The organism is Undibacterium sp. Tian12W, from assembly GCF_049339405.1.
In the GTDB taxonomy this organism is placed as follows: Bacteria; Pseudomonadota; Gammaproteobacteria; order Burkholderiales; family Burkholderiaceae_D; genus Undibacterium.
Map to the genome: position 1 here is coordinate 69615 of NZ_JBMPPK010000024.1, position 23213 is coordinate 92827.

Consider the following 23213-nt stretch of genomic DNA (forward strand, 5'->3'; position numbering starts at 1 on the left):
ATCGCAAGGCCTGTAGCGGGTTTTGCCCGGTTTGCAAATTGTCAGTGTGTTTTTCGGAGAATAAGTTTGGCTTTGTTGGATTTGATAGAAAAGACCGTCAACGGTACCGGATATGATCTGGTAGATTTTGAGCAGGCCGAGCGCGGCTTGTTCAGGGTTTATATTGATTATTTGCCGGAAGATCTGGAGCGCGGCAATATCACGGTGGAAGACTGCGAAAAAGTCAGTCACCAGTTATCGCATGTGCTCACGGTGGAAAACGTCAATTACAGCCGCCTTGAGACTTCTTCTCCCGGCCTCGACAGGCCACTCAAAAAAATCGCTGACTATGTGCGTTTTGCTGGTGAGAAAGCCAATGTGAAATTGCGTATGCCCATGCCGGGCACACCAAATCGCAAAACTTTCGAAGGCGTCTTGCACGAACCTGAAGGTGAAAATCTGAAGCTGGAATTTGAAGTAAAAGATGGGTCGGCCATGCTGGAGTTTACGCTCGCCGATGTGGATAAGGCACGTCTCGTGCCGCAAGTGGATTTTAGGAGTCGCAAAGCATGAGTCGTGATTTGTTGTTATTGGTGGATGTGCTGGCGCGTGAAAAGAACGTCGATGAAGAGGTTGTTTTCGGATCGCTGGAGCATGCTTTGGCGCAAGCGACAAAAAAACGTTTTCCCGGTGAAGTCGATATTCGCGTAGAAATCGACCGTGATACTGGTGAATTCAGGTCTTTCCGCCGCTGGCACGTAGTGCCGGATGAGGCAGGTCTGCAATTGCCAGATCAGGAAATCCTGCATTTCGAAGCAGTGGAAGACGATCCTGAAATTCAGGTTGATGATTACATCGAAGAAGAAATTGAATCGGTCGATTTTGGCCGTCGTTTTGCGCAAGATACCAAGCAAGTCGTTTTGCAGCGTATCCGTGATGCCGAACGTGAACAAATCCTTGCTGATTTCCTGGAGCGTGGTGATTCCCTGGTAACAGGTACCATCAAGCGTATGGAACGCGGCGAAGCCGTGGTTGAGTCCGGCAAGATTGAAGCGCGCCTGCCACGTGACCAGATGATCCCTAAAGAAAATCTGCGCGTTGGTGACCGTGTCCGCGCCTACATCTTGCGTATTGATCGCAATGCACGTGGCCCGCAAGTGATCCTGTCGCGTACGGCGCCAGAATTCATTATGAAATTGTTCGAGCTGGAAGTGCCAGAAATCGAACAAGGTTCCCTGATCATCAAGTCTGCTGCGCGTGACCCTGGTGTGCGTGCAAAAATTGCGGTGTTTACTGCCGACAAACGTATTGATCCTATCGGCACTTGCGTTGGTATGCGTGGTTCACGCGTCCAGGCAGTGACTGGCGAACTCGGTGGTGAGCGTGTTGATATCGTGTTGTGGTCTGAAGACCCGGCGCAATTCGTGATCGGCGCACTGGCACCAGCCAATGTTTCGTCCATTATGGTGGATGAAGAAAAACACGGCATGGACGTGGTAGTGGATGAAGAAAATCTGGCAATTGCTATCGGCCGCAGTGGACAAAACGTTCGCCTGGCAGCTGAATTGACAGGCTGGCAAATCAATATCATGACTGCTGAAGAGTCTGCGAATAAAGCCGAGCAAGAAACTGCCGGCATCCGCAGCCTGTTCATGGAAAAACTCGACGTTGATCAGGAAGTCGCAGACATTCTGGTAGATGAAGGTTTCTCCAGTCTGGAAGAAATCGCTTACGTACCTATCAGCGAAATGCTGGAAATCGAAGCCTTTGATGAAGATACCGTCAATGAGTTGCGTAACCGCGCTCGTGATGCTTTGTTGACAGAGGCAATTGCTTCTGAAGAAGGTCTCGAAGGTATGGAAGATGAATTAGTCAATCTCGAAGGTATGACCCGCGTGACGGCAGGTAAGCTGGGTTTGGCTGGTATTAAAACCCTGGCGGCTTTCGCTGGATTGGCTTATGACGAATTTGGCGCGATTTTGGCATTGTCTGCCGACCGCACCCGTCAATTAATTAAAGATGCATTTGAAGATGTGACCGATGATGAGATGAAACTCATCGACGCTAAATATGATGATCAGGCCAAGGCTTTGTTAGCCAAAGCCTGGAAACTCGTAGAAGCTAAGTAATTCACGGGTTTCAATCTCATAACGCGCACATAGAAAAAGAGGACTGAATGGCGAGTAACAATGTAGCCCAATTTGCCACCGAGCTAACGATGTCAGCAGATTTGCTGCTCACGCAATTGCGTGCAGCGGGCGTCAGTAAGAGCTCGACGTCAGATTCGCTGACAAAGGAAGACAAAGATAAGCTCCTGGAGCATCTGCGTCGTTCCCACGGCGTTTCTGCGGACACCGAAAAGAAAAAAATAACCTTGACTCGTAAGGAAACGACCGAGATCAAGCAAGCCGATGCGACTGGGAAGTCTCGTACCATTCAGGTTGAAGTTCGTAAAAAACGCACTTTCGTTAAACGTGATGATGCTCCCGCAGATGAAGCGCAGGCTGCTGCACCAGTGGATGCTGCTGAGCAGGCGCGTCTTGATGAAGAAGCGCGTCGCGAAGCAGAGCTGATCGCACGTCAGGAAGCAGAATTGCTTGAGAAGCAAGAGCGTCTGGCCAAGCTCGAAGCTGAAAAAGAAGCCCAGGCGCAAGCCATGCGTGAAGCCGAGTTGGCAGAGGCCGCCAAAGCTGAAGCTGAAAAAGCCAAAGCCGAGCAAGCCGCTGCTGTCGCCAAGGCACTCAATGCCAGCGCTAACGCCAAACCTTCAGATGCTAAACCTGCAGAGGTAAAACCTGTGCAGGCCGCTCAAACTGCACAAGCCGCTGCTGATGAAGATAAAAAGCGTGTCGAAGCAGAAGAAGCGAAGAAAAAAGCGGTAGCCGACGCCAAGGAAGCAACTGAGCGCGCTGCTGCGACTGAAAAAGCCAGAAAAGCTGTAGCTGACGAAGTTGCGCAAATCAAAGAAATGATGAACGCTGCTCGTCGCCCGGCCAAAGCACCAGAGCCAGCTCCTGCAGCGGCACCTAAGGTTGCTGAAGGTACTTTGCACAAGCCTGCTGATAAAAAAGTAGCTGAGAAAAAGCCTGGCGCAGCAGTAGAGAAAAAAGACGAGAAAAAACCAGCCGTTGGCGACAAGAAGGCAATCAAATCTGCCAATGTGTCTTCGACCTGGCAAGACGACGCAGCCAAGAAACGTGGCGGCGGTCTGAAAACTCGTGGTGACACTTCCGGTGGCCGTGATGGCTGGAAGGGTGGTCCTAAGGGCCGTCGCAATAGCCATCATGATGACCGCGAAAGCAATTTCCAGGTGCCGGTAGAAGCCATCGTCAAAGATGTGTTTGTACCTGAAACCCTGACAGTGGCTGAGCTGGCACACAAAATGGCAGTCAAGGCTTCCGAAGTCATCAAGCATTTGATGAAACTGGGCCAGATGTGCACGATCAATCAGGTACTTGATCAGGAAACAGCAATGATCCTGGTTGAAGAGATGGGTCATAAAGCCTTTGCTGCAAAACTGGATGATCCTGAGGCGATGCTGACGGATACCACAGAGCACGGTGAATATGAATCCTTCCCGCGTGCACCTGTGGTGACGGTCATGGGTCACGTTGATCATGGTAAAACATCCCTGCTGGATTACATCCGTCGCGCCAAAGTCGCGTCTGGTGAAGCCGGTGGCATTACGCAGCATATCGGTGCTTATCACGTAGAAACACCACGTGGCATGATCACCTTCCTTGATACGCCAGGCCATGAAGCGTTTACCGCGATGCGTGCCCGTGGTGCCAAGGCGACGGATATTGTTATTCTGGTGGTAGCTGCGGATGACGGCGTCATGCCGCAAACCAAAGAGGCGATTGCCCATGCGAAAGCAGCTGGCGTACCTTTGGTCGTTGCCATCAATAAAATTGATAAGCCAGGTGCCAACGCAGACCGCGTGACACAAGAGTTGATCGCTGAAAGCGTTGTGCCTGAAGAATACGGTGGTGATTCACCATTCGTACAGGTATCTGCAAAAACTGGTCTGGGTATAGATGCCTTGCTGGAACACGTTTTGTTGCAAGCTGAAGTGCTGGAATTGAAAGCACCGAAAGATGCTCCTGCCAAAGGCCTGGTCGTGGAAGCGCGTCTGGATAAAGGTCGCGGTACTGTTGCCACTATCCTGGTGCAGTCCGGTACTTTGAAGCGTGGTGACGTGGTATTGGCTGGTTCAGCTTATGGCCGTGTCCGTGCGATGCTGGATGAAAATGGCGCGAATATCTCTGAGGCTGGCCCGTCCATCCCGGTAGAGATTCAAGGTCTGACAGAAGTGCCGTCCGCCGGTGAAGAAGTCATGGTTATGGCTGATGAGCGCAAAGCGCGTGAAATCGCCTTGTTCCGTCAAGGTAAATTCCGCGACGTCAAACTGGCGAAACAGCAAGCGGCCAAGCTCGAAAACATGTTCGAAAACATGGGCGAAGGCGAAGTCAAGAACTTGCCTATCATTGTCAAGACCGACGTACAAGGTTCGCAAGAAGCGCTGGTGCAATCCCTGGTCAAATTGTCGACCAGCGAAGTGCGTGTACAAGTTGTACATGCAGCAGTTGGTGGTATTTCCGAATCCGACGTCAATCTGGCTGTCGCTTCCAAAGCGGTCATCATCGGCTTCAACACCCGTGCTGATGCATCTGCCCGTAAATTGGCAGAGTCTAACGGCGTTGACATTCGCTACTACAACATCATTTACGATGCAGTAGATGAAGTCAAAGCAGCATTGTCCGGCATGTTGGCTCCAGAGAAGCGCGAACAGATCATTGGTATGGTCGAGATTCGACAGGTCTTCGTGGTCAGCAAAGTTGGTGCGATTGCCGGCTGTCTGGTTACCGATGGTGTGGTCAGGCGTACATCTTCTGTCCGTTTGCTGCGCAACAACGTGGTTACCTGGACAGGCGAGCTGGATTCGCTCAAGCGTTACAAAGACGATGCCAAAGAAGTCAAAGCCGGTTTGGAATGCGGTCTTTCACTGAAAGGCTACAACGAGATTCAGGTTGGCGATCAGCTTGAAATATTTGAAGTACAAGAGATAGCACGTACTCTGTAACTCAAGATAACCCCGGACTAGTTCCGGGGTTGTGGTTTATGGAGATGTAAGAAAATTATGGCAAAACATAGCAAAAATATCCCCGGTCGTGGCCTGCGTGTAGCAGACCAGATTCAAAAAGACCTGGCAGAAATCATCTGGTCTGAATTAAAAGATCCGCGTGTAGGCATGATCACGCTGACTGAAGTGCAGTTGACTCCCGATTACGCCCATGCAAAAGTGTATTTCACTACACTGGTAGATGATCCTGTGGCCGTCAAGAATACTGTTGAGGCCTTGGTCAAAGCATCTGGCTTCCTGCGCAATCAACTGGGTCTGCGTTTGCACATTCACACCTTGCCGCAACTGCATTTTGTGCATGACACATCCACCATCCGTGGCATGGCGATGTCGAAATTGATCGATGAAGCCAATGCCACCCGCGCCAAAGACGATGGCGAAGAGTAAATTCTGAACGATACATTGCGCAGCCTGGTAACAGGCTGCTGACAACATGACGACTCCGCAGATAAAAAGAAAACGTGTGCCTGTGCACGGCGTATTGCTATTGGATAAGCCAGTTGGCTTTTCCAGTAATGATGCCCTGATCAAGGCCAAGCGTTTTTTGAATGCCGCGAAAGCCGGGCATACTGGTACGCTTGATCCATTTGCCACAGGCTTGCTGCCTTTGTGCTTTGGTGAAGCTACCAAGTTTTCCCAGGATTTGCTGGAAGCAGATAAAACCTATACCACGGTCGTACACCTTGGTGTCACCACGACAACGGGGGATACTGAAGGTGAGGTGCTGGAAGAAAAGCCGGTTGATGTCAGTCTGGAGCAAATCCAGCGGGCATTGCAGCAGTTCACCGGCCCCATACAGCAAGTGCCGCCCATGTATTCTGCGCTCAAGCGTGACGGCAAGCCCCTGTATGAATATGCGCGTGCCGGCATTACGCTGGAACGTGAAGCGCGCAGCGTTATCATTCACGAGCTGGAATTATTGGCTTACGAAGCGCCTTTCCTGAGTCTCAAAGTCAAATGCAGCAAAGGCACTTATGTGCGGGTGCTGGGTGAAGACATAGGTGCAACGCTGGGTTGTGGCGCGCATCTGAAGGAATTGCGCCGTATCGGTGTGGGTCATTTGGTATTGGAAAAATCCATTACCCTGGAGTATCTTGAAAGTCTGCCAGAGCCTGAGCGTCTGGCATTGCTGGACCCGGTTGATGCTTTGTTGTCCAGCTTTGACCCGGTTTGCCTGACAGATGAGCTGTCCCGCCGCTTTCTGCATGGCCAGCGGCTGGCATTAAATAAAGAAGAAGTCACATTGCCCATTGAAACTGGCCGCGTTCGCGTCTATCGTGAATCAGACGGGCAGTTGCTGGGCTCTGCCCAGTTACAGGAATACGGCATACTCGCGCCCGAGCGTTTGATTGCCACTGAACATTAATTGTGTCATCGCGCGGTAGCAACTCCTTGAAATAATAGGAGTTTTTCTACTTTTGCGCTGCAACATGTTATAATCGCAGGTTATCCGATTTACCTCATAGAATTACCCAATAAGAACGCTATCATGTCTACTTCAAAACGCGCTATTCGTAACATCGCCATTATCGCTCACGTCGATCACGGCAAAACCACTCTGGTTGACCAGTTATTGCGTCAGTCCGGTACTTTCCGCGACAACCAGCAGGTTGATGCCCGTGTTATGGATTCGAATGATATCGAAAAAGAGCGCGGTATCACTATTTTGTCCAAGAACTGTGCTGTTGAATACAAGGGCACACACATCAACATCGTCGATACGCCAGGCCATGCCGACTTTGGCGGTGAAGTAGAACGTGTTCTGTCCATGGTGGACAGCGTTTTGTTACTGGTAGATGCACAAGAAGGCCCAATGCCACAAACGCGTTTTGTAACGCGTAAAGCACTGGCTCTGGGTTTGAAACCTATCGTTGTCGTCAACAAGATCGACCGTGAAAACGCTGATCCACAAAAAGCCGTCAACGCGACTTTTGAATTGTTCGACAAACTCGGCGCAACCGATGAACAACTCGATTTCCCTATCGTTTATGCATCCGGTTTCAAAGGCTATGCAGGTCTGGAAGACTCCGTGCGCGAAGGCAATATGGAGCCCTTGTTTGACGCTATCCTGGAACACGTTCCTGCGCGTGAAGATGATCCAGATGGTCCTCTGCAATTGCAAATCACTTCCCTGGAATACTCTTCCTACGTTGGTAAAATCGGCGTTGGCCGTATCCTGCGTGGCCGCGTCAAGGCATTGCAAGACGTAGTCTGGATGAATGGTCCTGATGATAAGCCAACCAAGGCACGTATCAATCAAGTATTGACATTCAAAGGCCTGGACCGCGTTCTGGTTGATGAAGCATTGGCAGGTGACATCGTCCTGATCAACGGTATTGAAGAAATCGGTATCGGCTCCACTATCTGCGCACCAGATACGCCGGATGGCTTGCCGATGTTGAAAATCGATGAACCAACTCTGACCATGAACTTCATGGTTAACAGCTCCCCACTGGCTGGCCGCGAAGGTAAATTCGTGACGACACGTCAAATCCGTGACCGTCTGGAACGTGAATTGAAATCCAACATGGCTTTGCGCGTAGTGCAGGCTGAAGGCGATGATTCCACGTACGAAGTTTCTGGCCGTGGTGAGTTGCATCTGACTATCCTGATCGAAAACATGCGTCGTGAAGGCTTTGAGCTGGCAGTATCCCGTCCACGCGTGGTCTTCAAAATGGTCGGTGACGTACGTCATGAGCCATATGAAAACCTGACAGTTGACGTAGAAGAAGTCAATCAGGGTGGTGTCATGGAAGAGCTGGGTCGTCGTCGCGGCGATCTGCAAAACATGGAACCGGACGGCAAAGGTCGTGTACGTCTGGAATACCGTATTCCTGCACGTGGCCTGATCGGCTTCCAGGGCGAATTCATGACATTGACACGCGGTACAGGCTTGATGAGCCACGTGTTTGATGAATATGCGCCAGTTGATAATTCCAAAGGCGAACTCGGTGGCCGTCGCAATGGCGTACTGATCTCGCAAGATGATGGCGCAGCAGTTGCTTACGCTATCTGGAAATTGCAGGACCGTGGTCGTATGTTCGTCAGCCACAATGACCCAGTGTATGAAGGCATGATCATCGGTATCCATTCCCGTGACAATGACCTGGTCGTGAACCCGATCAAGGGCAAACAATTGACCAACGTTCGCTCTTCCGGTACGGATGAAGCGGTACGCCTGGTTCCACCTATTCAGTTGAACCTGGAATACGCGGTTGAGTTTATTGACGATGATGAACTGGTTGAAGTTACACCTAAGAGCATTCGTCTGCGCAAGCGCTTCCTGAAAGAGCACGAACGTAAAAAGGCATCACGCGATTAACGTGATCTGTTCTGACTAATGCGGTAGCTAGTGTTTTAGTACTGCCGCATGAAGATCAACCCGTTTTGCTCTAGCCAGTCTGGCAAGGGTCAAACGGGTTTTTTTATTTGGACCCCATATGCAAAATAAAATGTCTCACCGCAAAGCGGTGATGCTGATGATTTGCGCTGCAACCTTGTGGAGTATTGCCGGTGTATTTACCCGTCACCTCGAAGTTGCGCGTAATTTTGAGGTGACTTTCTGGCGCAGTTTTTTTGCTGCAGTTTTTATTGCTGGCGTCATGCTCAGACAATACAAATGGGCCTTCGTCCCGTGCCTTAAATTGCTCGGCAAGATAGGCTTTTTGTCTGGTTGCATGTGGGCCACCATGTATAGCTGCTTCATGATAGCCTTGACCATGACCACGGTTGCCAATACCTCCATCATGGAAAGCCTGACGCCTCTGTTCACAGCCTTCCTGGCATGGTTGATATTGCGCCAGCATATTCCTGCGCGCACTTGGTGGGCAATTGCTGCTGCTGGTGCGGGTATGTGCTGGATGTTTGCTGGCAGTTTGACCGGGGTGGACAGCCGTGGCCTGACTGGCATGCTGATTGCGCTCGGCATACCGTTCGCTTCTTCAATCAATGTCATTATCCTGAAAAAGGGTGGGCATGCAGTAGATCTGGTGCCAGCTGTATTTGTCGGTGGCAGCCTGTCTGCATTGATCATGCTGCCATTGGCCTGGCCATTTCAGACTTCATTGCACGACATTGCCATATTGGCGATTTTGGGATTTTTTCAACTGGGCCTGCCTTGCATGCTGATGGTCAAGGCATCCAACAGCCTGTCCGCACCGGAGATATCCTTACTGTCTTTGCTGGAGGTCTTGCTTGCACCGATCTGGGCATGGCTGGGTGCTGGTGAGGTGCCTGCGCAATCCAGCATAGTAGGCGGAGCTATCGTGCTGACAGCACTGGTCTTCAATGAATTGACTGACATGCGGCGTGATTGATCCGCATCAAATCTTGTAAAGGTAAATTTTGAAATGGCAGGGCAGGGATTTATGATCGCGAACATTTTTCTTTTCGGATTACCCTGCCATGACTGTCTCCTCAGTAAAAAACGCAATAAAATCCCCGGAACTTCTCCTACCCGCCGGTTCGCTGGAAAAAATGCATGCCGCTTTCGACTTTGGTGCCGATGCAGTGTATGCAGGCCAGCCACGCTATAGCCTGCGTGCCCGCAATAATGAATTCTCTACTCTCGATGTATTACAGCAAGGCATAGACGGTGCCCATGCGCGCGGTAAATTGTTTTTCGTCGCCAGCAATATCTTCCCGCATAACAGCAAACTTAAAACCTATCTGCGCGACATGGAGCCGGTCATCAACATGAAGCCGGATGCGCTTATCATGGCCGACCCTGGCCTCATCATGATGGTGCGTGAAAAGTGGCCAGAGGTGCCCGTGCATCTGTCAGTGCAAGCCAACGCCGTGAATTGGGCTGATGTCAGATTCTGGAAAAAGATGGGGCTGACCCGTGTCATTCTCTCGCGCGAATTATCGCTTGATGAAATAGAAGAGATACGCCAGCAATGCCCGGATATGGAGCTGGAAGTTTTCGTGCACGGTGCCTTGTGTATCGCCTATTCTGGGCGCTGTTTGTTGTCCGGTTATTTCAATCATCGCGATCCCAACCAAGGGACATGTACCAATTCCTGCCGATGGGATTACAAGGTCGAAAATGCCACGGAAAATGAAACCGGTGATTTGGCACGTATACCGGTCGAAAGTATCAAATTCAATTACCAGCAGGCGCTGGAAGAAGCCAATCAATCTTTTTCTGCCATGGGTGATATGCCGCGTCATCCCCTCGCTGACCGCCCTTATGTGATAGAAGAGGGAGGCAAGCCCGGTCAGTTCATGCCTATACTCGAAGACGAACACGGCACCTACATCATGAACTCCAAAGACTTGCGCGCCGTTGAGCATGTGGAGCGTCTGGCGAAAATCGGTATTGATTCCTTGAAAGTCGAAGGCCGTACCAAATCTATCTACTATGTTGCCCGCACCGCCCAAACCTACAGACGTGCAATTGATGATGCAGTGGCTGGTCGTCCATTCAACACTGACTTGCTAGGCCAGTTGAATGGCCTCGCCAATCGTGGCTACACCGATGGCTTTTATCAACGCCACCATACACAAGAACATCAAAATTACATGGAGGGTGTATCAAAGGCGCACCGCAGCCAGTATGTGGGGCAAGTCTTGCAGGTGACAGATGGCTGGGCAGAAGTGGAAGTCAAAAACCGCTTCGCTGTTGGCGATGAGATAGAAATCATTTCGCCGAATGGCAATGAAATGATGCGGCTGGCCGAGATGCGCAATGCCGATAACCAGCCTCTGAGCATCGTAGGTGGTGCCGGGCATAAGGTACGTATCCCGCTGGATGCCAGGCATGAAAAAGCCCTGATTGCGAGGATGTTGTAATCATGGAGTTGACGCTTCCTTCATAGCGTGTATTCTTGATTCGAAAGCCGCATCAAATTTGGCAAGGGAGAATGACTATGAAAATGCGTTTACAGAATTTCTTATTGGCCTGCTCTTTGGTCATGATGTCGGCTATTGCATCAGCAACTGAGCCCTTGCCCATATTTGATGCCCACATGCATTACAACATGGAAGCACGCAGCACCTGGTCGCCGCAGCGTGTCATTGCCTTATGGCGTCAGCTTGGTATACGTGCCGTATTGGCGACCAGTCGGCCAAATGATGGCACGCTGGATTTGATTGCGCAAAATGCACCTGATATCAAGATCGTCCCCTTCCTGCGTCCCTATAGAGTGCAGCCTGACAGGCATGACTGGTTTGCCAATCCCGAGATAGAACGCTTTGTAGAAAAAGAACTGCAGCGCGGCATTTACCGCGGCATAGGTGAATTCCATATCTTTGGCAAGGACGCTGATGCACCGTATATGGCAAAAATCGCCAGGTTGGGCAAGGCACGTGATTTGTGGCTGCACGCACATTCTGACGAAGATGCGATAGAACGTATTTTGCATCACGCACCCGGCGTAAAACTGATCTGGGCACACACTGGCATGAGCACTTCGCTGGATAAAGTCGAGGCCATGTTTGCCCAGCACCCCAACCTAGTTGGTGAGCTGTCTTTCCGCTCTGATCTTGAGCAAAACGGTAGTCTCAATCCACAATGGAGGCGCCTGTTTTTGCGCTACCCCGACAGGTTCGTGCTTGGCACCGATACCTGGGTGACTTCGCGTTGGGATGATGTGCCGCAGTTGATGGCTTTTTATCGCCGCATGCTCAGTGAGTTGCCAGCGGATGTAGCCGAGCGCATTGCCTATAAGAATGGACTGGCGATGTTTGGTCTGCAATAATCCGGCTTCTCATACTCTCACCGGGCTTGCGTGGACTTTTTTGATCAAATGACAGAAGCATTTTCGCTGGTACGCACCGATCAGCAACTGCAAATGCTGGGCATAGTCGTCATCTATGTTTGTATGAGCGTCGTAACACTCATCATGTATGCCCTGGATAAGGCAGCAGCCAGAAGGCTTGATTCAAGAATTTCTGAACGCACTTTATTACTGTGTGGCCTGGCCTGTGGCTGGCCGGGTGCCATGCTGGCGCAAAGGTGGTTTCGTCACAAGACCATCAAAACTTCTTTCCGGATCGCATTTAATGCCACAGTCATCGTAAATTGCCTGGCACTTGCCATGCTTATCTGTTGGTCATTGAACTTATTGAGTTAGTGTTGTCATATTGGTAATATGAGGTTTTAATCCATACAGGCAGTCTTTTCAGGCAGTCTTTTGCAGATGATCCGTATTCCCAGGGAGATCAGGCATGAAAATAGAAGCTCAAAAAACCTATGTGGCGCTGGCGGCTGACGGCCTGGCGACTGTGCTGGAGCAAGGTCCCGCATTCTGGAGTTTGCCCGAAGCAGAAATCGAGGCTTACGGCAAACACTGGCTGATCAGTGAATTCACATGCGAATCAGATTGGCCCAGCTGGGAGATGCATCCGCAGGCAGATGAATTCGTGTATTTGCTATCTGGCCGCGCTGATTTTCTTATTGAGCTGGAAGATACCGTTGAACATATACACATGAAAGCAGGTGAGGCAGTATTGGTGCCCAAGGGGCGCTGGCATACGGCTAAGGTGTTTGCAGAAAGCCGTATGTTGTTCATGACACGAGGCGAAGGTACGCAGCATAAGCCTGTGATCAAGGGTTAATTGTGAGTTGTGAAGGGCATTTGTAGAGTCCAGGATTGTGTTTCCTGTTGTCGTGGTTTCGAACACCATCGGTCACCCAAGAATTTCATTGAAGATCAAAGGCTTACGTTTAATGTGCGTAAGCCTTTTTTCTTTATTTCCAACGGAATTTTAATTTTTCCAATGGCTATTCTGTCGCCTTGGCTTTTTTCGCCGTACGGTGATCGTAGTGCTTATGTGTTGTGGATGGGTTTACATGGGCTGCAAAGTCATATGCATCAGCAGCACGCTTGCTCAATTTTGTTGTGATTGCCGCTGGTCGCACGCTTTGTAGCGAGAAATATTTCGGGTGCTCCGTGATTTTAAACTCTTCCATTTTGGCACTTGTCCTTTCTTTACCTGTTCCATAGACGAGTATCGAATTATTGGCGCTTTGTAGTCTGGCCAGGTCTTCCGATGCCAGTCTTCAAGGTGGCGACCAGTGGCTTTGAGGTGTTCAAGTTTTTCGAGTCTGGTTGGCGCGTAATGTGTGTACATATTCAATTTCAAAAAATATTTCACAGCATTGAAAATTCAGGTCAATTGATCATTGATAAATGATCAATTAGGGTCTCTTTTGTTATATTCTAAGTCAGAGATGATAGATAGGAGATATTTATGCGAGATCTTTTCCCTGGGCATTATTTGCCTAACAAATCTGATTTTAAAAACTTGTGGGAAAACGCTACTTTTATTTTTGATACCAATGTATTGCTTCACCTATATAGGTATCCAGACGAGGCGAGGAATTCACTGTTGTCCGCGCTTTCGAAATTGGGAAGTAGAATTTGGATTCCGTACCATGTTGCGTTTGAATTTCATCAAAATCGGTTTGAAGTAATTGTTGATTCAAATGCATCAGTAAACACTCTTTCTGCAAGACTAAAGAGTCTTCCGAGCGAATTGAGATCTGATTTTAAGAAAATAGATTTTGAAAGGCGCAGTACTGGAATTTCAGATATAAATAGTAAACTTGAAGCTGCAGAAACTGCCATAAAAGACCTTGAACACGCTGTCAAAATTGCGTGTCAGAAATTGCCAAATTTGAGCATGGACGACGCTATTGGTGATCAGATCGCCGATTTATTTCAAGGAAAGACGGGGAGAATTCCCGCTAATCAAGAAGATCTTAATACTTTATATGCAGATGGTGAATCACGATACGACGCGAATATCCCACCAGGATTTGGAGACAAGGCAAAAGCTGGTGAGTTTAAAATAAGGCCCGACCTATCATTCCCGGACAAGTACGGCGACCTTGTAATCTGGCGCCAAACAATGGACTATGTAAAGAAATCAGATATCAAACAAGTTGTGTTTGTTACTTCAGACGCAAAGTCAGATTGGTGGTGGATTTTTGACAAAAAACAAACAAAGAAAACGTTAGGTCCTAACCCAAAATTAGTTTCTGAATTTCTGGAAAACACAAACGCAGAAAAATTTTGGATGTATTCCGGCGACGATTTCCTAAAATATGCTGGAGAGTACCTGAGTGGGTTTGCCATCTCTGAAGAAACTTTGGCACAAGTAAAGCAAGTTGCTGAAAAGGAAACTTTGGAGGCGGCGGCCAATGCATTGAATTCTATGCCAGTAGACTGGACACCTTTTTCCTCGTCGAATTGGTATCCCACTTCGACGTTAATCAATGATCAAATATCGCTCTATAACCAGGAGGCGCTTATCGATTGGTTGCGCAGGCTTCACAATCAGTCCTGCAATATTGCCAAGATGTCAGACACACACTTTATTGTGTATCAAACTAATTATCTTGACGGCTGTAGTTACCAGATATGCATTACTGACACTGTTAACAGTGACGAATTGATTGCTCAAATAAATCACGGGTTTATCGATCATTTCAAATCTGTTATGCCTAACAACCAACGAGAACTGATCGTAATTTCACGTCCATTACCGATCAAAAAGTTGTCATTTATATTTTTTGGCGGGTTGCTTAACCAAGGAGAAGCACAAGCAGCAGTCGTCGAGGCTCGGGATTTTGCGGGTTTTAGCAAAATTAGATTTATTGTACCGACACAAATTGGTTACGTGGAAGTCCTGAGCGTATAACCCATATGCAATTGAAATGATTAAATCGGCTATAAATTAGGGGGAAATATACCCTTTTAACACGACTTGATGACCTGTTCGATATGGAATAATAGTAAAAAAATTTCCAACCGATACTCTAAGAACAAGCATTGACGTATTGCCTTAGATGCCATTCGATGGACACTCTGAAGGTGAAAGTTTAGTATTTTCGAAGTTTTCCAGCTAATTAACGATGGGATTGAGATTCCTGTTGTAGTCGGTTTTCCCACACATGCGCCTTTCAAAGGCGATTTTCCAATGACAAGGTACAATACGGCATTGTAAATTGCCGTCTTGTTTTATTGTGAATACAAAAGCACTACCCCCGCGCCGCGTTTCTGTGGCCCCCATGTTGGACTGGACTGACAGACACTGCCGCCAGTTTCACCGCCATATCACCCGCAACTCCTGGCTCTATACCGAAATGGTGACAACCGGTTCACTCTTGCATGGTGATGTCCAACGTCATCTTGAGTTTAATCCTGGCGAACACCCCGTTGCCCTGCAACTAGGCGGCAGTGAGTTGGCTGATCTGGCGCATGCTGCCAAGCTGGGTGAGCAGTGGGGCTATGATGAAATCAACCTTAATTGCGGTTGCCCGTCTGAACGTGTGCAAAAAGGCGCATTTGGTGCCTGCCTGATGGCAGAGCCGCAACTGGTTGCTGATAGCGTCAAGGCGATGAAAGACGTGGTCTCGATTGATGTCACGGTCAAGCACCGTATAGGCATCAATGAAGTCGATTCGTATGAGTTCATGCGTGACTTTGTGGGCACCGTTGCTGATGCGGGTTGCAAGACCTTTATTGTCCATGCCCGCAATGCGATACTCAAAGGCCTCTCGCCAAGAGAAAACCGTGAAATCCCGCCGCTTAAATATGACTATGCCTATTGCCTGAAAAAAGAATTTCCTGATCTGGAAATCATTCTCAACGGTGGCATTAAGACCCTGCAAGACATGGACTTGCATTTGCAGCATGTTGATGGTGTCATGATAGGTCGCGAGGCTTATCATAACCCTTACTTCATGGCGAGTTTTGACGAGCGCTATTATGGCGACGCTACTCCGGTGAAAAGCAGGGAAGAAATTCTGCAGCACATGATTCCCTACATCTATCAGCAACTGGAATTGTATGGCAATGGCGGCAAAGGCCTGCGCCTGAATACGGTTATCCGGCACATGCTGGGGCTTATGATGGGTCTGGTCGGTGCACGTGTTTTCCGCCAGATACTGTCAGACAGTAAAAGGCTTGCATCTGGTCAACCAGAGTTGCTGCTGGAGGCTGCGTTAGCCATGAAAAGTGTAACTACCTTCGACCGCGGCCAAGAAGTCCAAGCCTCTGCTGCATGATCATGGTTGAATGTGCTTGAGAGTGCCAAATTCAAGTCTGATACATGAGCTAATTTGTAAATGAAACGCGAGTATTCGTAAGAATTTGTAATACATGGTGGAGTTGGGTTCTTGTCGGAATATATTGATTATGTTTCATTGCACGCTCCTTCAACTCACTACCTCAGTGAGATTTCGCCTACGCATTTATTTGCGTGGGCTTTTTTATGCCCGCTACTTTTATTGGCAGGAATGATATGCACACTATCAACTTACGCAAGATAGCTTTATCCGCTTGTTTCACCCTGTTTACCTCCCTCGCACACGCAACGCCAGTCATGGAAGTTCGCCTGGATAGTTTGCTCGCCAAAGCAGGAGAGTTGAAGAAAGAATTAAACCTGAATGCCAATCAGCAATTGCTATGGCAGCAGACGGAAAACAAGCTGAAGTCCATGCAGCATCAGCGCGATGTCCGCCGGAACCGTCTGCAATCCGAGCTGGAGTTGCGTCTGGAGCAAAATAATATCGAATTGCGTGAGCTGAACCCGCAGATAGAGCAGGAAGAGCAAACTAGCTTGCAAGAAAACAAGCAAATGCGTGAACTGGTGTTGACGCTCAATGATGCGCTGGATGACAAGCAACGCCAGGCCTTGCAATTGTTTATCAATGCATCCTTGCGTACCACCGGTACCACCGCAGATGCGCCTAAAGCCAAGCGCCCGGATAGCGGCGAGGCTCCACAGCGCAAAGGCGGTATGGGGCGCCAGCGTGAGGGCGCGGGTGGTGGTGGTAAATTCTGATCAATCTATCGCATGCGGCAGGGCGTAACATGGTTTCGCGAGGATTTGTGAGGTTGATGGCTTAAGTGGCAATGAGCCTGATTACCAAGAATGCTATTGCCAGCAAGCCAAATTCCTCGTATAATGCGTAGCTCTCTTGCACTGCAATATTTGTGCTCGATACAGTGGTGGCCGTAGCTCAGTTGGTAGAGTCCAGGATTGTGATTCCTGTTGTCGTGGGTTCGAACCCCATCGGTCACCCCAAAATTTCGCGAAGCAAATCAAAGCTTAGCTTCAAAAAGCCCGGTTCATTACCGGGCTTTTTTGTTTTCCCGGTTTCTATTCAAATGTCAGCGTTCGCCTGGCCTCGATACTGAAAATGTTCCGTGCATATTTTGATGGATATCAGGTTTCTAGCGATGATTTAGATAATATTTCGCTAAATCACTTATTACTGATGGTATGTGTGCGCAAGCGCGCATAAAATTTTTGCATGACATGATAGGCTTGCGCTCCGCTAGCCGTGTTTGTCTGTGTGACAAAATCCCTGGTGGAGTTTTGAGGCCAAAAACGTTAATGCACACATCCCCCAGTCCTTTGCACAATCATCTGCTTGCGGCCTTGCCTGCAGCAGAGTTTGCATCATTGTCTGACGGTCTTGAGCTGGTCATCATGGCGGTTGGTGATGTCTTGTATGAATCTGGTGTGCGTCAACAGTTTGTGTATTTTCCTACCTCTGCCATTGTTTCATTGCTGTACGTGCTGGAAGATGGCGTGTCTGCCGAGATTGCCGCAGTCGGCCATGAAGGCGTGGTCGGCATCTCTCTGTTTATGGGTGGCGATACTACGCCTAACCGTGCAGTCGTTCAAAGTGCAGGGTTTGCCTATCGACTCCAGGGGCAATTGCTGAAACAAGTGTTTGATCGCGCTGGCCCTTTGCTGAGGGTGTTATTGCGTTATACCCAAGCGCTGATCACGCAAATGACGCAGACCGCCATTTGTAATCTTCATCATACGGTAGAGCAACAATTGTGCCGCTGGTTATTGTTGAGCCTGGACAGGCTACCTTCAGAGTCGGTGAATATTACCCAGCAAAGAATTGCCAATGCTCTCGGTGTGCGTCGTGAGCGAGTAACAGAGGCGGCAGGTAATTTACAGCGCGCCGGCTTGATTTTCTATAGCCGTGGTGCCATTACCGTGCTGGACAGGCCGGGACTGGAAAAAGTGGTTTGTGAATGTTATTTCGTCGTGCAAAAAGAATATATGCGGCTGCTTACTTCCATCCCTTTTCAATAATGAGTTTGGTCTGCTCCAGTTGCAAATACATTGTTGCTGACCAGCATATTCACTGTCAAAGCAAACCTGCCCTCTTGTTTGATCAATAAGTTGATATAAATCGAACGTATATGCGCGATGCCGCACATACGTCAGTCTCATACCTGCTACTCTGTGGATAGATAATCCAGTCTATACAATCCCTGTCACTCGCAATTGAGTTGGCTGTTCAGAGCCCTACCCATGATCATTCCGCATAACCCTCTGCAAAATCACCTGCTCGCCGCTTTGCCGCAAGCAGAGTTTGATCGCCTTTTCCTGCATCTGGAATTGGTGGAAATGCCGTTGGCGCAGGCTCTGTATGAAGCAGGCGGCACCTTGGATTACGTGTATTTTCCAACCACCTCTATCGTTTCCCTGCTGTATGTGCTTGAAAGTGGCGCTTCTGCTGAAATAGCCATTGTTGGGAATGAGGGAATACTTGGTATTTCTCTCTTTATGGGTGGTGAAACCACGCCCAGTCGTGCTGTGGTGCAATGTGCTGGTTATGGTTATCGTCTCAAAGCGCGGTATTTAAAGGATGAATTTAATCGCGCCGGCCCATTTTTGCGTCTCTTGTTGCGATATACCCAGGCGCTGATAACGCAAATGACGCAAACCGCTGTTTGCAATCGCCATCATTCCATAGAGCAGCAACTGTGCCGGTGGCTGTTGCTGAGTCTGGATCGCTTGCCTTCAGATTCTGTTTCCATGACGCAGGAATTGATTGCCAATATGCTTGGGGTCAGGCGTGAAGGTGTGACGTCTGCAGCGGGCAATATACAAAGGCTGGGTTTGATACGGTACAGTCGCGGGCGTATTGATGTAATCGATCGCCCCGGACTGGAGAAGGTAGTCTGTGAATGTTATGCCGTCGTTAAACTGGAGTTCGATCGCCTGCTTGCTGACATTCCTCGTGGTGATCCCTTGCATATATTGGGGGAGTCAGACCGGCGGGCAGCCGTACTTCGTCCTGTTGCCGGGCAAGGCCAGGGACGAAAAGATAATTAAATTCAAAATTGATGCAAGTGTTTTGCCGTCAATGCTTTCTCAATTAAACCTAAGGAGCAATGTCGAGAAAATTAAGATCTGTTTTTGCGACTGTATGTGCGCTAACGTACGTAACTATTTTCTCGAAGCTGGCATATTGCAGCTTCTAATGCAGAGTCGGGATTCTGACTGGTTATGCATGCGAAATAAACTGAGCAGGCGAGAGCCACTGAGTTTTTTTCGCATTATTTTTTCTATATGTGTGATATCGAACAGACACTATAAGCATAAATGCCATAGAGTCGGGCGCGGGCATGCTAAACAGATTTTTCTGGGTAGATTTTGTGCCTTGTCCTTCATTCTAAAATAGGCAGGAATTCGATATGGACAGTCAGATAGACCCGAATCAAAACCATTTGCTAGCGGCATTACTGGATACAGAGTTTGATCGACTGGCACCGCATCTGGAATTGGTGTCTATGTTGCTGGGTGATGTTTTGTATGAGTCGGGTGGCAAATTACAGTACGTGTATTTCCCCGTGACGGCAATTGTTTCACTGCATTATTTGCTGGAAAACGGTGGTTCATCAGAAATTGCCGGTGTCGGCAATGAAGGCCTGGTCGGTATTTCGCTATTTATGGGTGGTGACACCACACCTAGCCGCGCAATTGTGCAGACTGGTGGGCAAGGATATCGCTTGAGAGCGCATATCTTGTTGGAAGAATTTAACCGCGCCGGCCCAGTCTTGCGCTTATTACTGCGCTACACCCAGGCATTGATTACGCAAATGTCCCAAACGGCGGTATGTAATCGCCACCATTCAGTTGAGCAACAGCTATGTCGCTGGCTTCTATTAACTATGGATCGCATGAAGGGCAATGACCTGACCATCACTCAAGAGTTGATTGCCAATATGCTGGGTGTGCGGCGCGAAGGGGTAACGGAAGCGGCTGGCAGATTGCAAAACCATGGTTTTATCAGCTATCGTCGCGGGCATATTACGGTGGTAAACAGGGCAGGGCTGGAAGACCACGTGTGTGAATGCTATGGCGTGGTCAAGAAAGAGTTTGCCCGCTTGTTGTCAGATGTCTTGCAGCGTCAGGGCACGTCTGTGCCCGTTGCTCCGGCTACGGGTGTCAGAAAAATTGGCTATATGCAAGGCGGCATGCCAGGCAATATCGGTTTGTAAATGCTGTCGTGAATTTCGAAATTTATTGAAGGATTGCTGTGAATAAAAATATATGAAGGCAATCTCGGTAGAGCGTCTTACCTTAATCGGCTTTGGCATTACCTTGCTGGCCTTGTTGATGATAGGTGGGATTGCCTGGAATATTGCCGTTCCATTTGATGCAGTCAAATCCATAGACCATACACGCAAGGTAATAGATGATCTCAGTGAACTGAGTGTCAGACTGTCTGAGGCGGAGAATGGGCAAAAAGCTTATTTCCTGACAAAAGAAGACGCTTTCATCAAACAGCGCAATAGTCGGTTTGATGACATTGCGCTAGTCATTCAACATTTGCAGGGGCTGACACTCGACAATGTTCAGCAGCAGGCTCGCATAAAGCAGTTGCAAGAGGCTATTGCAGAGCGAGTGACGATCATGCAAGAAAGCCAAAAACAATTTGATACGCATGGCTTTCCTGCCGCCAAAGCTTTGTTTCATGCGGGTTTGCTGGCATCTTCCAAAATCCAGAATATTCTGACTGAAGCGGTCGTTGATGAGCAGGTCTTGCTTGATGAGCGTAAATTAAAGGCCGCATTTCGCATCAAACTTGTGGTCGGTAGCGTTGGTTTCTTGCTGGTGTTTTTATTGCTCTGGGCTTTGCAGATTCGTCGCGCCACACTCGGGCGTCTGGAAGGTGAGCAAACCTCACTCAAGGTACGTGAAGTGTTACTCAAGATGGGAGCATTGCAGGACGCCATCTTTAATAGTCCGAACTTTTCCATCATTGCGACAGATGCTCAAGGTCTTATCCAGATTTTTAATGTCGGAGCCGAGCACATGCTGGGCTATGACGCGGCTGATGTCGTCAACCTGATCAGTCCTGCCGATATCTCTGATGCTGATGAACTGGCTGCCAGGGCGGCGGCGCTCAGTGCCGAATTCAATACACCGGTTGCTTTAGGTTTTGATGCCTTGATCTTTAAGGCCATGCGTAGTCTTGAGGATATTCATGAGCTGACCTATATCCGTCGTGATGGCAGCCGTCTGCAGGCTATCGTTTCTGTCACTGCATTGCGTGATGCGCAGGGTGTGGTTATCGGCAGCCTCTTGATAGGCACAGATAACACCGCCCGCAAACAAGTGGAAGCAGAGCAGGCATTGCTGGATCAGCGCTTGCGTGATCAGCAATTTTATACTCGCTCTTTAATTGAAGCCAATATTGATGCCTTGATCACCACTGATTTGAATGGTGTCATCAGCGACGTCAATCATCAGATGGAAGCGATCACAGGATGTACGCGCGATGAATTGATCGGTGCGCCATTCAAAAATTATTTTACCGAGCCCGCTGCTGCAGAACTGGCGATGAAGCGCGCGCTGCAAACCGGCAAGGTCAGTAATTGTGAACTGACAGCGATAGCAAAAGACGGCAAGGAAACTGAGATTTCCTACAATGCCAGCACGATATATGACCGTGAACGCAGATTGCAGGGCGTGTTTGCATCTGCCCGTGATGTCACTGAATATAAATTATTCGAGCAAAGACTGCAGAATAATAATGTCGAACTGGAATTGGCCAAGGCGGTTGCTGAAAAAGCGAATCTGGCGAAGTCAGAATTCCTATCCAGCATGAGCCATGAATTGCGTACACCTTTGAATGCAGTGCTGGGTTTCGCGCAATTGATGGCATCAGATAATCCCCCGCCGACGGATAACCAGAAATTGTCGATAGACCAGATATTGCAAGCTGGCTGGTATCTGCTGCGCCTGATCAATGAAATCCTTGATCTGGCGATGATAGAGTCAGGCAAGGTCAGTATTTCAAAAGAATCTATACCGCTTGCCGATGTCTTGCTGGATTGCCAGTCCATGATAGAGCCGCAAGCGCAGACCCGTGGCATCACCATGATCTTTCCAGTCATTGATGTTCCGCTGTATGTGCTGGCCGACCGTACCAGGCTCAAGCAAGTCATGGTGAATTTGCTGTCAAATGCGATTAAATACAATCAGCAAGAAGGCTCGGTGACGGTTGAGTATATTGTGCGTGACGATAACCGCATACGCATCAGCGTCAAAGATGTGGGCAAGGGCTTGTCGCCTGAGCAGGTAGGGCAGTTGTTTCAGCCTTTTAATCGTCTGGGGCAGGATGCCGGTAATGAAGAAGGCACCGGCATTGGCTTGGTAGTCACCAGGCAATTGGTCGAACTCATGGGTGGTGCGATTGGTGTCGAGAGTAATGTTGGAGTTGGCAGTGTATTTTGGATAGAGCTTGCCCTGGCTGCCGCACCGGCTTTGCATGATGATGGGCATGATGATTTTGTGAGTGATCAATCGGCTGGGCAATTGCCAGGTCGGGCTTCATCGCAATCCAGCTTATTGTATGTGGAGGATAATCCAGCCAACCTGGCACTGGTGGAGCAATTAATTGCTCGCCGTAACGATCTCAGATTGTTGACGGCTGTGGATGCACATCTAGGCATTGCAACAGCAAAGGCATGCAAGCCAGATGTGATTTTGATGGATATTAATCTGCCTGGCCTCAGTGGCTTTGGCGCGCTCAAGATTTTAGCCAATGATCCGCTGACGGCACATATACCTGTCATGGCTTTGTCTGCAAATGCCATGCCGCGTGATATAGAAAAAGGCCTGGATGCGGGCTTTTTTCGTTATCTGACCAAGCCCATCAAGGTCAATGAATTTATGGATGCGCTGGATCTGGCTTTGCACTATGCCAAAGAGCATGGACTGGATCGCAAGAAGAGCGAAACCGAATCCAGGGCAAAAGAAAAAGTACCAGAGTTAAAAATGTAGTATTGCGGTGGGAACGATTTTGAAAGAGTGA

At 48.9% G+C, this 23213-nt stretch carries 19 protein-coding genes and 1 tRNA gene; 19 read left to right on the forward strand and 1 reads right to left on the reverse strand.

The annotated features are described in order from the left end of the window. The first annotated feature begins 66 nt into the window (after nucleotides 1–66). The 11 genes from rimP (at nucleotide 67) to ACO0LI_RS25665 (ending at nucleotide 12682) form a co-directional block, all read left to right on the forward strand. Nucleotides 67–552 (forward strand): ribosome maturation factor RimP, encoded by a 486-nt coding sequence (rimP, locus tag ACO0LI_RS25615; protein ID WP_422953239.1) that lies wholly within the window; start codon nucleotides 67–69, stop codon nucleotides 550–552. Further along, nucleotides 549–2108 carry a transcription termination factor NusA gene (nusA, locus tag ACO0LI_RS25620; protein WP_422970513.1) on the forward strand — a complete coding sequence of 520 codons (1560 nt, stop codon included), beginning with the start codon at nucleotides 549–551 and terminating at the stop codon, nucleotides 2106–2108. The genes rimP and nusA overlap by 4 nt, the downstream gene beginning before the upstream one ends. A gap of 47 nt (nucleotides 2109–2155) precedes the next feature. Further along, complete coding sequence (gene infB, locus ACO0LI_RS25625; protein WP_423036200.1) at nucleotides 2156–5062, forward strand: translation initiation factor IF-2; 2907 nt, start codon at nucleotides 2156–2158, stop codon at nucleotides 5060–5062. Between the two features lie 57 nt (nucleotides 5063–5119). Continuing rightward, nucleotides 5120–5509, forward strand: a complete 390-nt coding sequence (rbfA, locus tag ACO0LI_RS25630) for a 30S ribosome-binding factor RbfA (protein ID WP_422953236.1) — start codon at nucleotides 5120–5122, stop codon at nucleotides 5507–5509. Nucleotides 5510–5555: 46 nt separating this feature from the next. Continuing rightward, nucleotides 5556–6488, forward strand: coding sequence for a tRNA pseudouridine(55) synthase TruB (truB, locus tag ACO0LI_RS25635; RefSeq protein ID WP_423036202.1), 933 nt, complete (start codon nucleotides 5556–5558; stop codon nucleotides 6486–6488). 123 nt (nucleotides 6489–6611) lie between these two features. Continuing rightward, complete coding sequence (gene typA / locus ACO0LI_RS25640) at nucleotides 6612–8444, forward strand: translational GTPase TypA (protein ID WP_423036204.1); 1833 nt, start codon at nucleotides 6612–6614, stop codon at nucleotides 8442–8444. Between the two features lie 130 nt (nucleotides 8445–8574). Beyond that, a complete protein-coding gene (locus ACO0LI_RS25645; RefSeq protein ID WP_423036206.1) occupies nucleotides 8575–9438 on the forward strand; it encodes a DMT family transporter in 864 nt (287 codons plus the stop codon). An 88-nt stretch (nucleotides 9439–9526) separates the two neighbouring features. After that, nucleotides 9527–10915 carry a tRNA 5-hydroxyuridine modification protein YegQ gene (gene yegQ, locus ACO0LI_RS25650; RefSeq protein ID WP_423036208.1) on the forward strand — a complete coding sequence of 463 codons (1389 nt, stop codon included), beginning with the start codon at nucleotides 9527–9529 and terminating at the stop codon, nucleotides 10913–10915. A gap of 77 nt (nucleotides 10916–10992) precedes the next feature. After that, nucleotides 10993–11823, forward strand: a complete 831-nt coding sequence (locus tag ACO0LI_RS25655; RefSeq protein WP_423036210.1) for an amidohydrolase family protein — start codon at nucleotides 10993–10995, stop codon at nucleotides 11821–11823. A gap of 48 nt (nucleotides 11824–11871) precedes the next feature. Beyond that, nucleotides 11872–12198: a DUF1294 domain-containing protein gene (locus ACO0LI_RS25660; protein ID WP_423036212.1), complete on the forward strand. Its 327-nt coding sequence runs from the start codon at nucleotides 11872–11874 to the stop codon at nucleotides 12196–12198. Between the two features lie 94 nt (nucleotides 12199–12292). Beyond that, nucleotides 12293–12682, forward strand: a complete 390-nt coding sequence (locus ACO0LI_RS25665) for a cupin domain-containing protein (RefSeq protein WP_423036214.1) — start codon at nucleotides 12293–12295, stop codon at nucleotides 12680–12682. Nucleotides 12683–12848: 166 nt separating this feature from the next. On the opposite strand, the gene ACO0LI_RS25670 is transcribed toward ACO0LI_RS25665, so the two are convergent. Then, nucleotides 12849–13037 carry a hypothetical protein gene (locus tag ACO0LI_RS25670; protein ID WP_423036216.1) on the reverse strand — a complete coding sequence of 63 codons (189 nt, stop codon included), beginning with the start codon at nucleotides 13035–13037 and terminating at the stop codon, nucleotides 12849–12851. Between the two features lie 281 nt (nucleotides 13038–13318). On the opposite strand from ACO0LI_RS25670, the gene ACO0LI_RS25675 reads away from it, so the two are divergent. The 8 genes from ACO0LI_RS25675 to ACO0LI_RS25710 all read left to right on the forward strand — a co-directional run bounded on the left by ACO0LI_RS25675 (nucleotide 13319) and on the right by ACO0LI_RS25710 (nucleotide 23182). Next, entirely contained in the window at nucleotides 13319–14770 is a 1452-nt protein-coding gene (locus ACO0LI_RS25675; protein WP_423036218.1) for a PIN-like domain-containing protein, read from the forward strand. A gap of 325 nt (nucleotides 14771–15095) precedes the next feature. Beyond that, nucleotides 15096–16139: a tRNA dihydrouridine(20/20a) synthase DusA gene (gene dusA, locus ACO0LI_RS25680; protein WP_422953229.1), complete on the forward strand. Its 1044-nt coding sequence runs from the start codon at nucleotides 15096–15098 to the stop codon at nucleotides 16137–16139. A 236-nt stretch (nucleotides 16140–16375) separates the two neighbouring features. After that, entirely contained in the window at nucleotides 16376–16918 is a 543-nt protein-coding gene (locus tag ACO0LI_RS25685) for a hypothetical protein (protein ID WP_423036220.1), read from the forward strand. 167 nt (nucleotides 16919–17085) lie between these two features. Beyond that, a tRNA-His gene (locus ACO0LI_RS25690) sits at nucleotides 17086–17161 on the forward strand. 312 nt (nucleotides 17162–17473) lie between these two features. Next, nucleotides 17474–18193 (forward strand): Crp/Fnr family transcriptional regulator, encoded by a 720-nt coding sequence (locus tag ACO0LI_RS25695; RefSeq protein ID WP_422950944.1) that lies wholly within the window; start codon nucleotides 17474–17476, stop codon nucleotides 18191–18193. 222 nt (nucleotides 18194–18415) lie between these two features. Further along, complete coding sequence (locus ACO0LI_RS25700) at nucleotides 18416–19222, forward strand: Crp/Fnr family transcriptional regulator (protein ID WP_422950945.1); 807 nt, start codon at nucleotides 18416–18418, stop codon at nucleotides 19220–19222. A gap of 362 nt (nucleotides 19223–19584) precedes the next feature. Then, nucleotides 19585–20391 carry a Crp/Fnr family transcriptional regulator gene (locus tag ACO0LI_RS25705; RefSeq protein ID WP_422950946.1) on the forward strand — a complete coding sequence of 269 codons (807 nt, stop codon included), beginning with the start codon at nucleotides 19585–19587 and terminating at the stop codon, nucleotides 20389–20391. A 52-nt stretch (nucleotides 20392–20443) separates the two neighbouring features. Then, nucleotides 20444–23182, forward strand: coding sequence for a PAS domain S-box protein (locus ACO0LI_RS25710; protein ID WP_422950947.1), 2739 nt, complete (start codon nucleotides 20444–20446; stop codon nucleotides 23180–23182). Nucleotides 23183–23213: the final 31 nt, after the last annotated feature.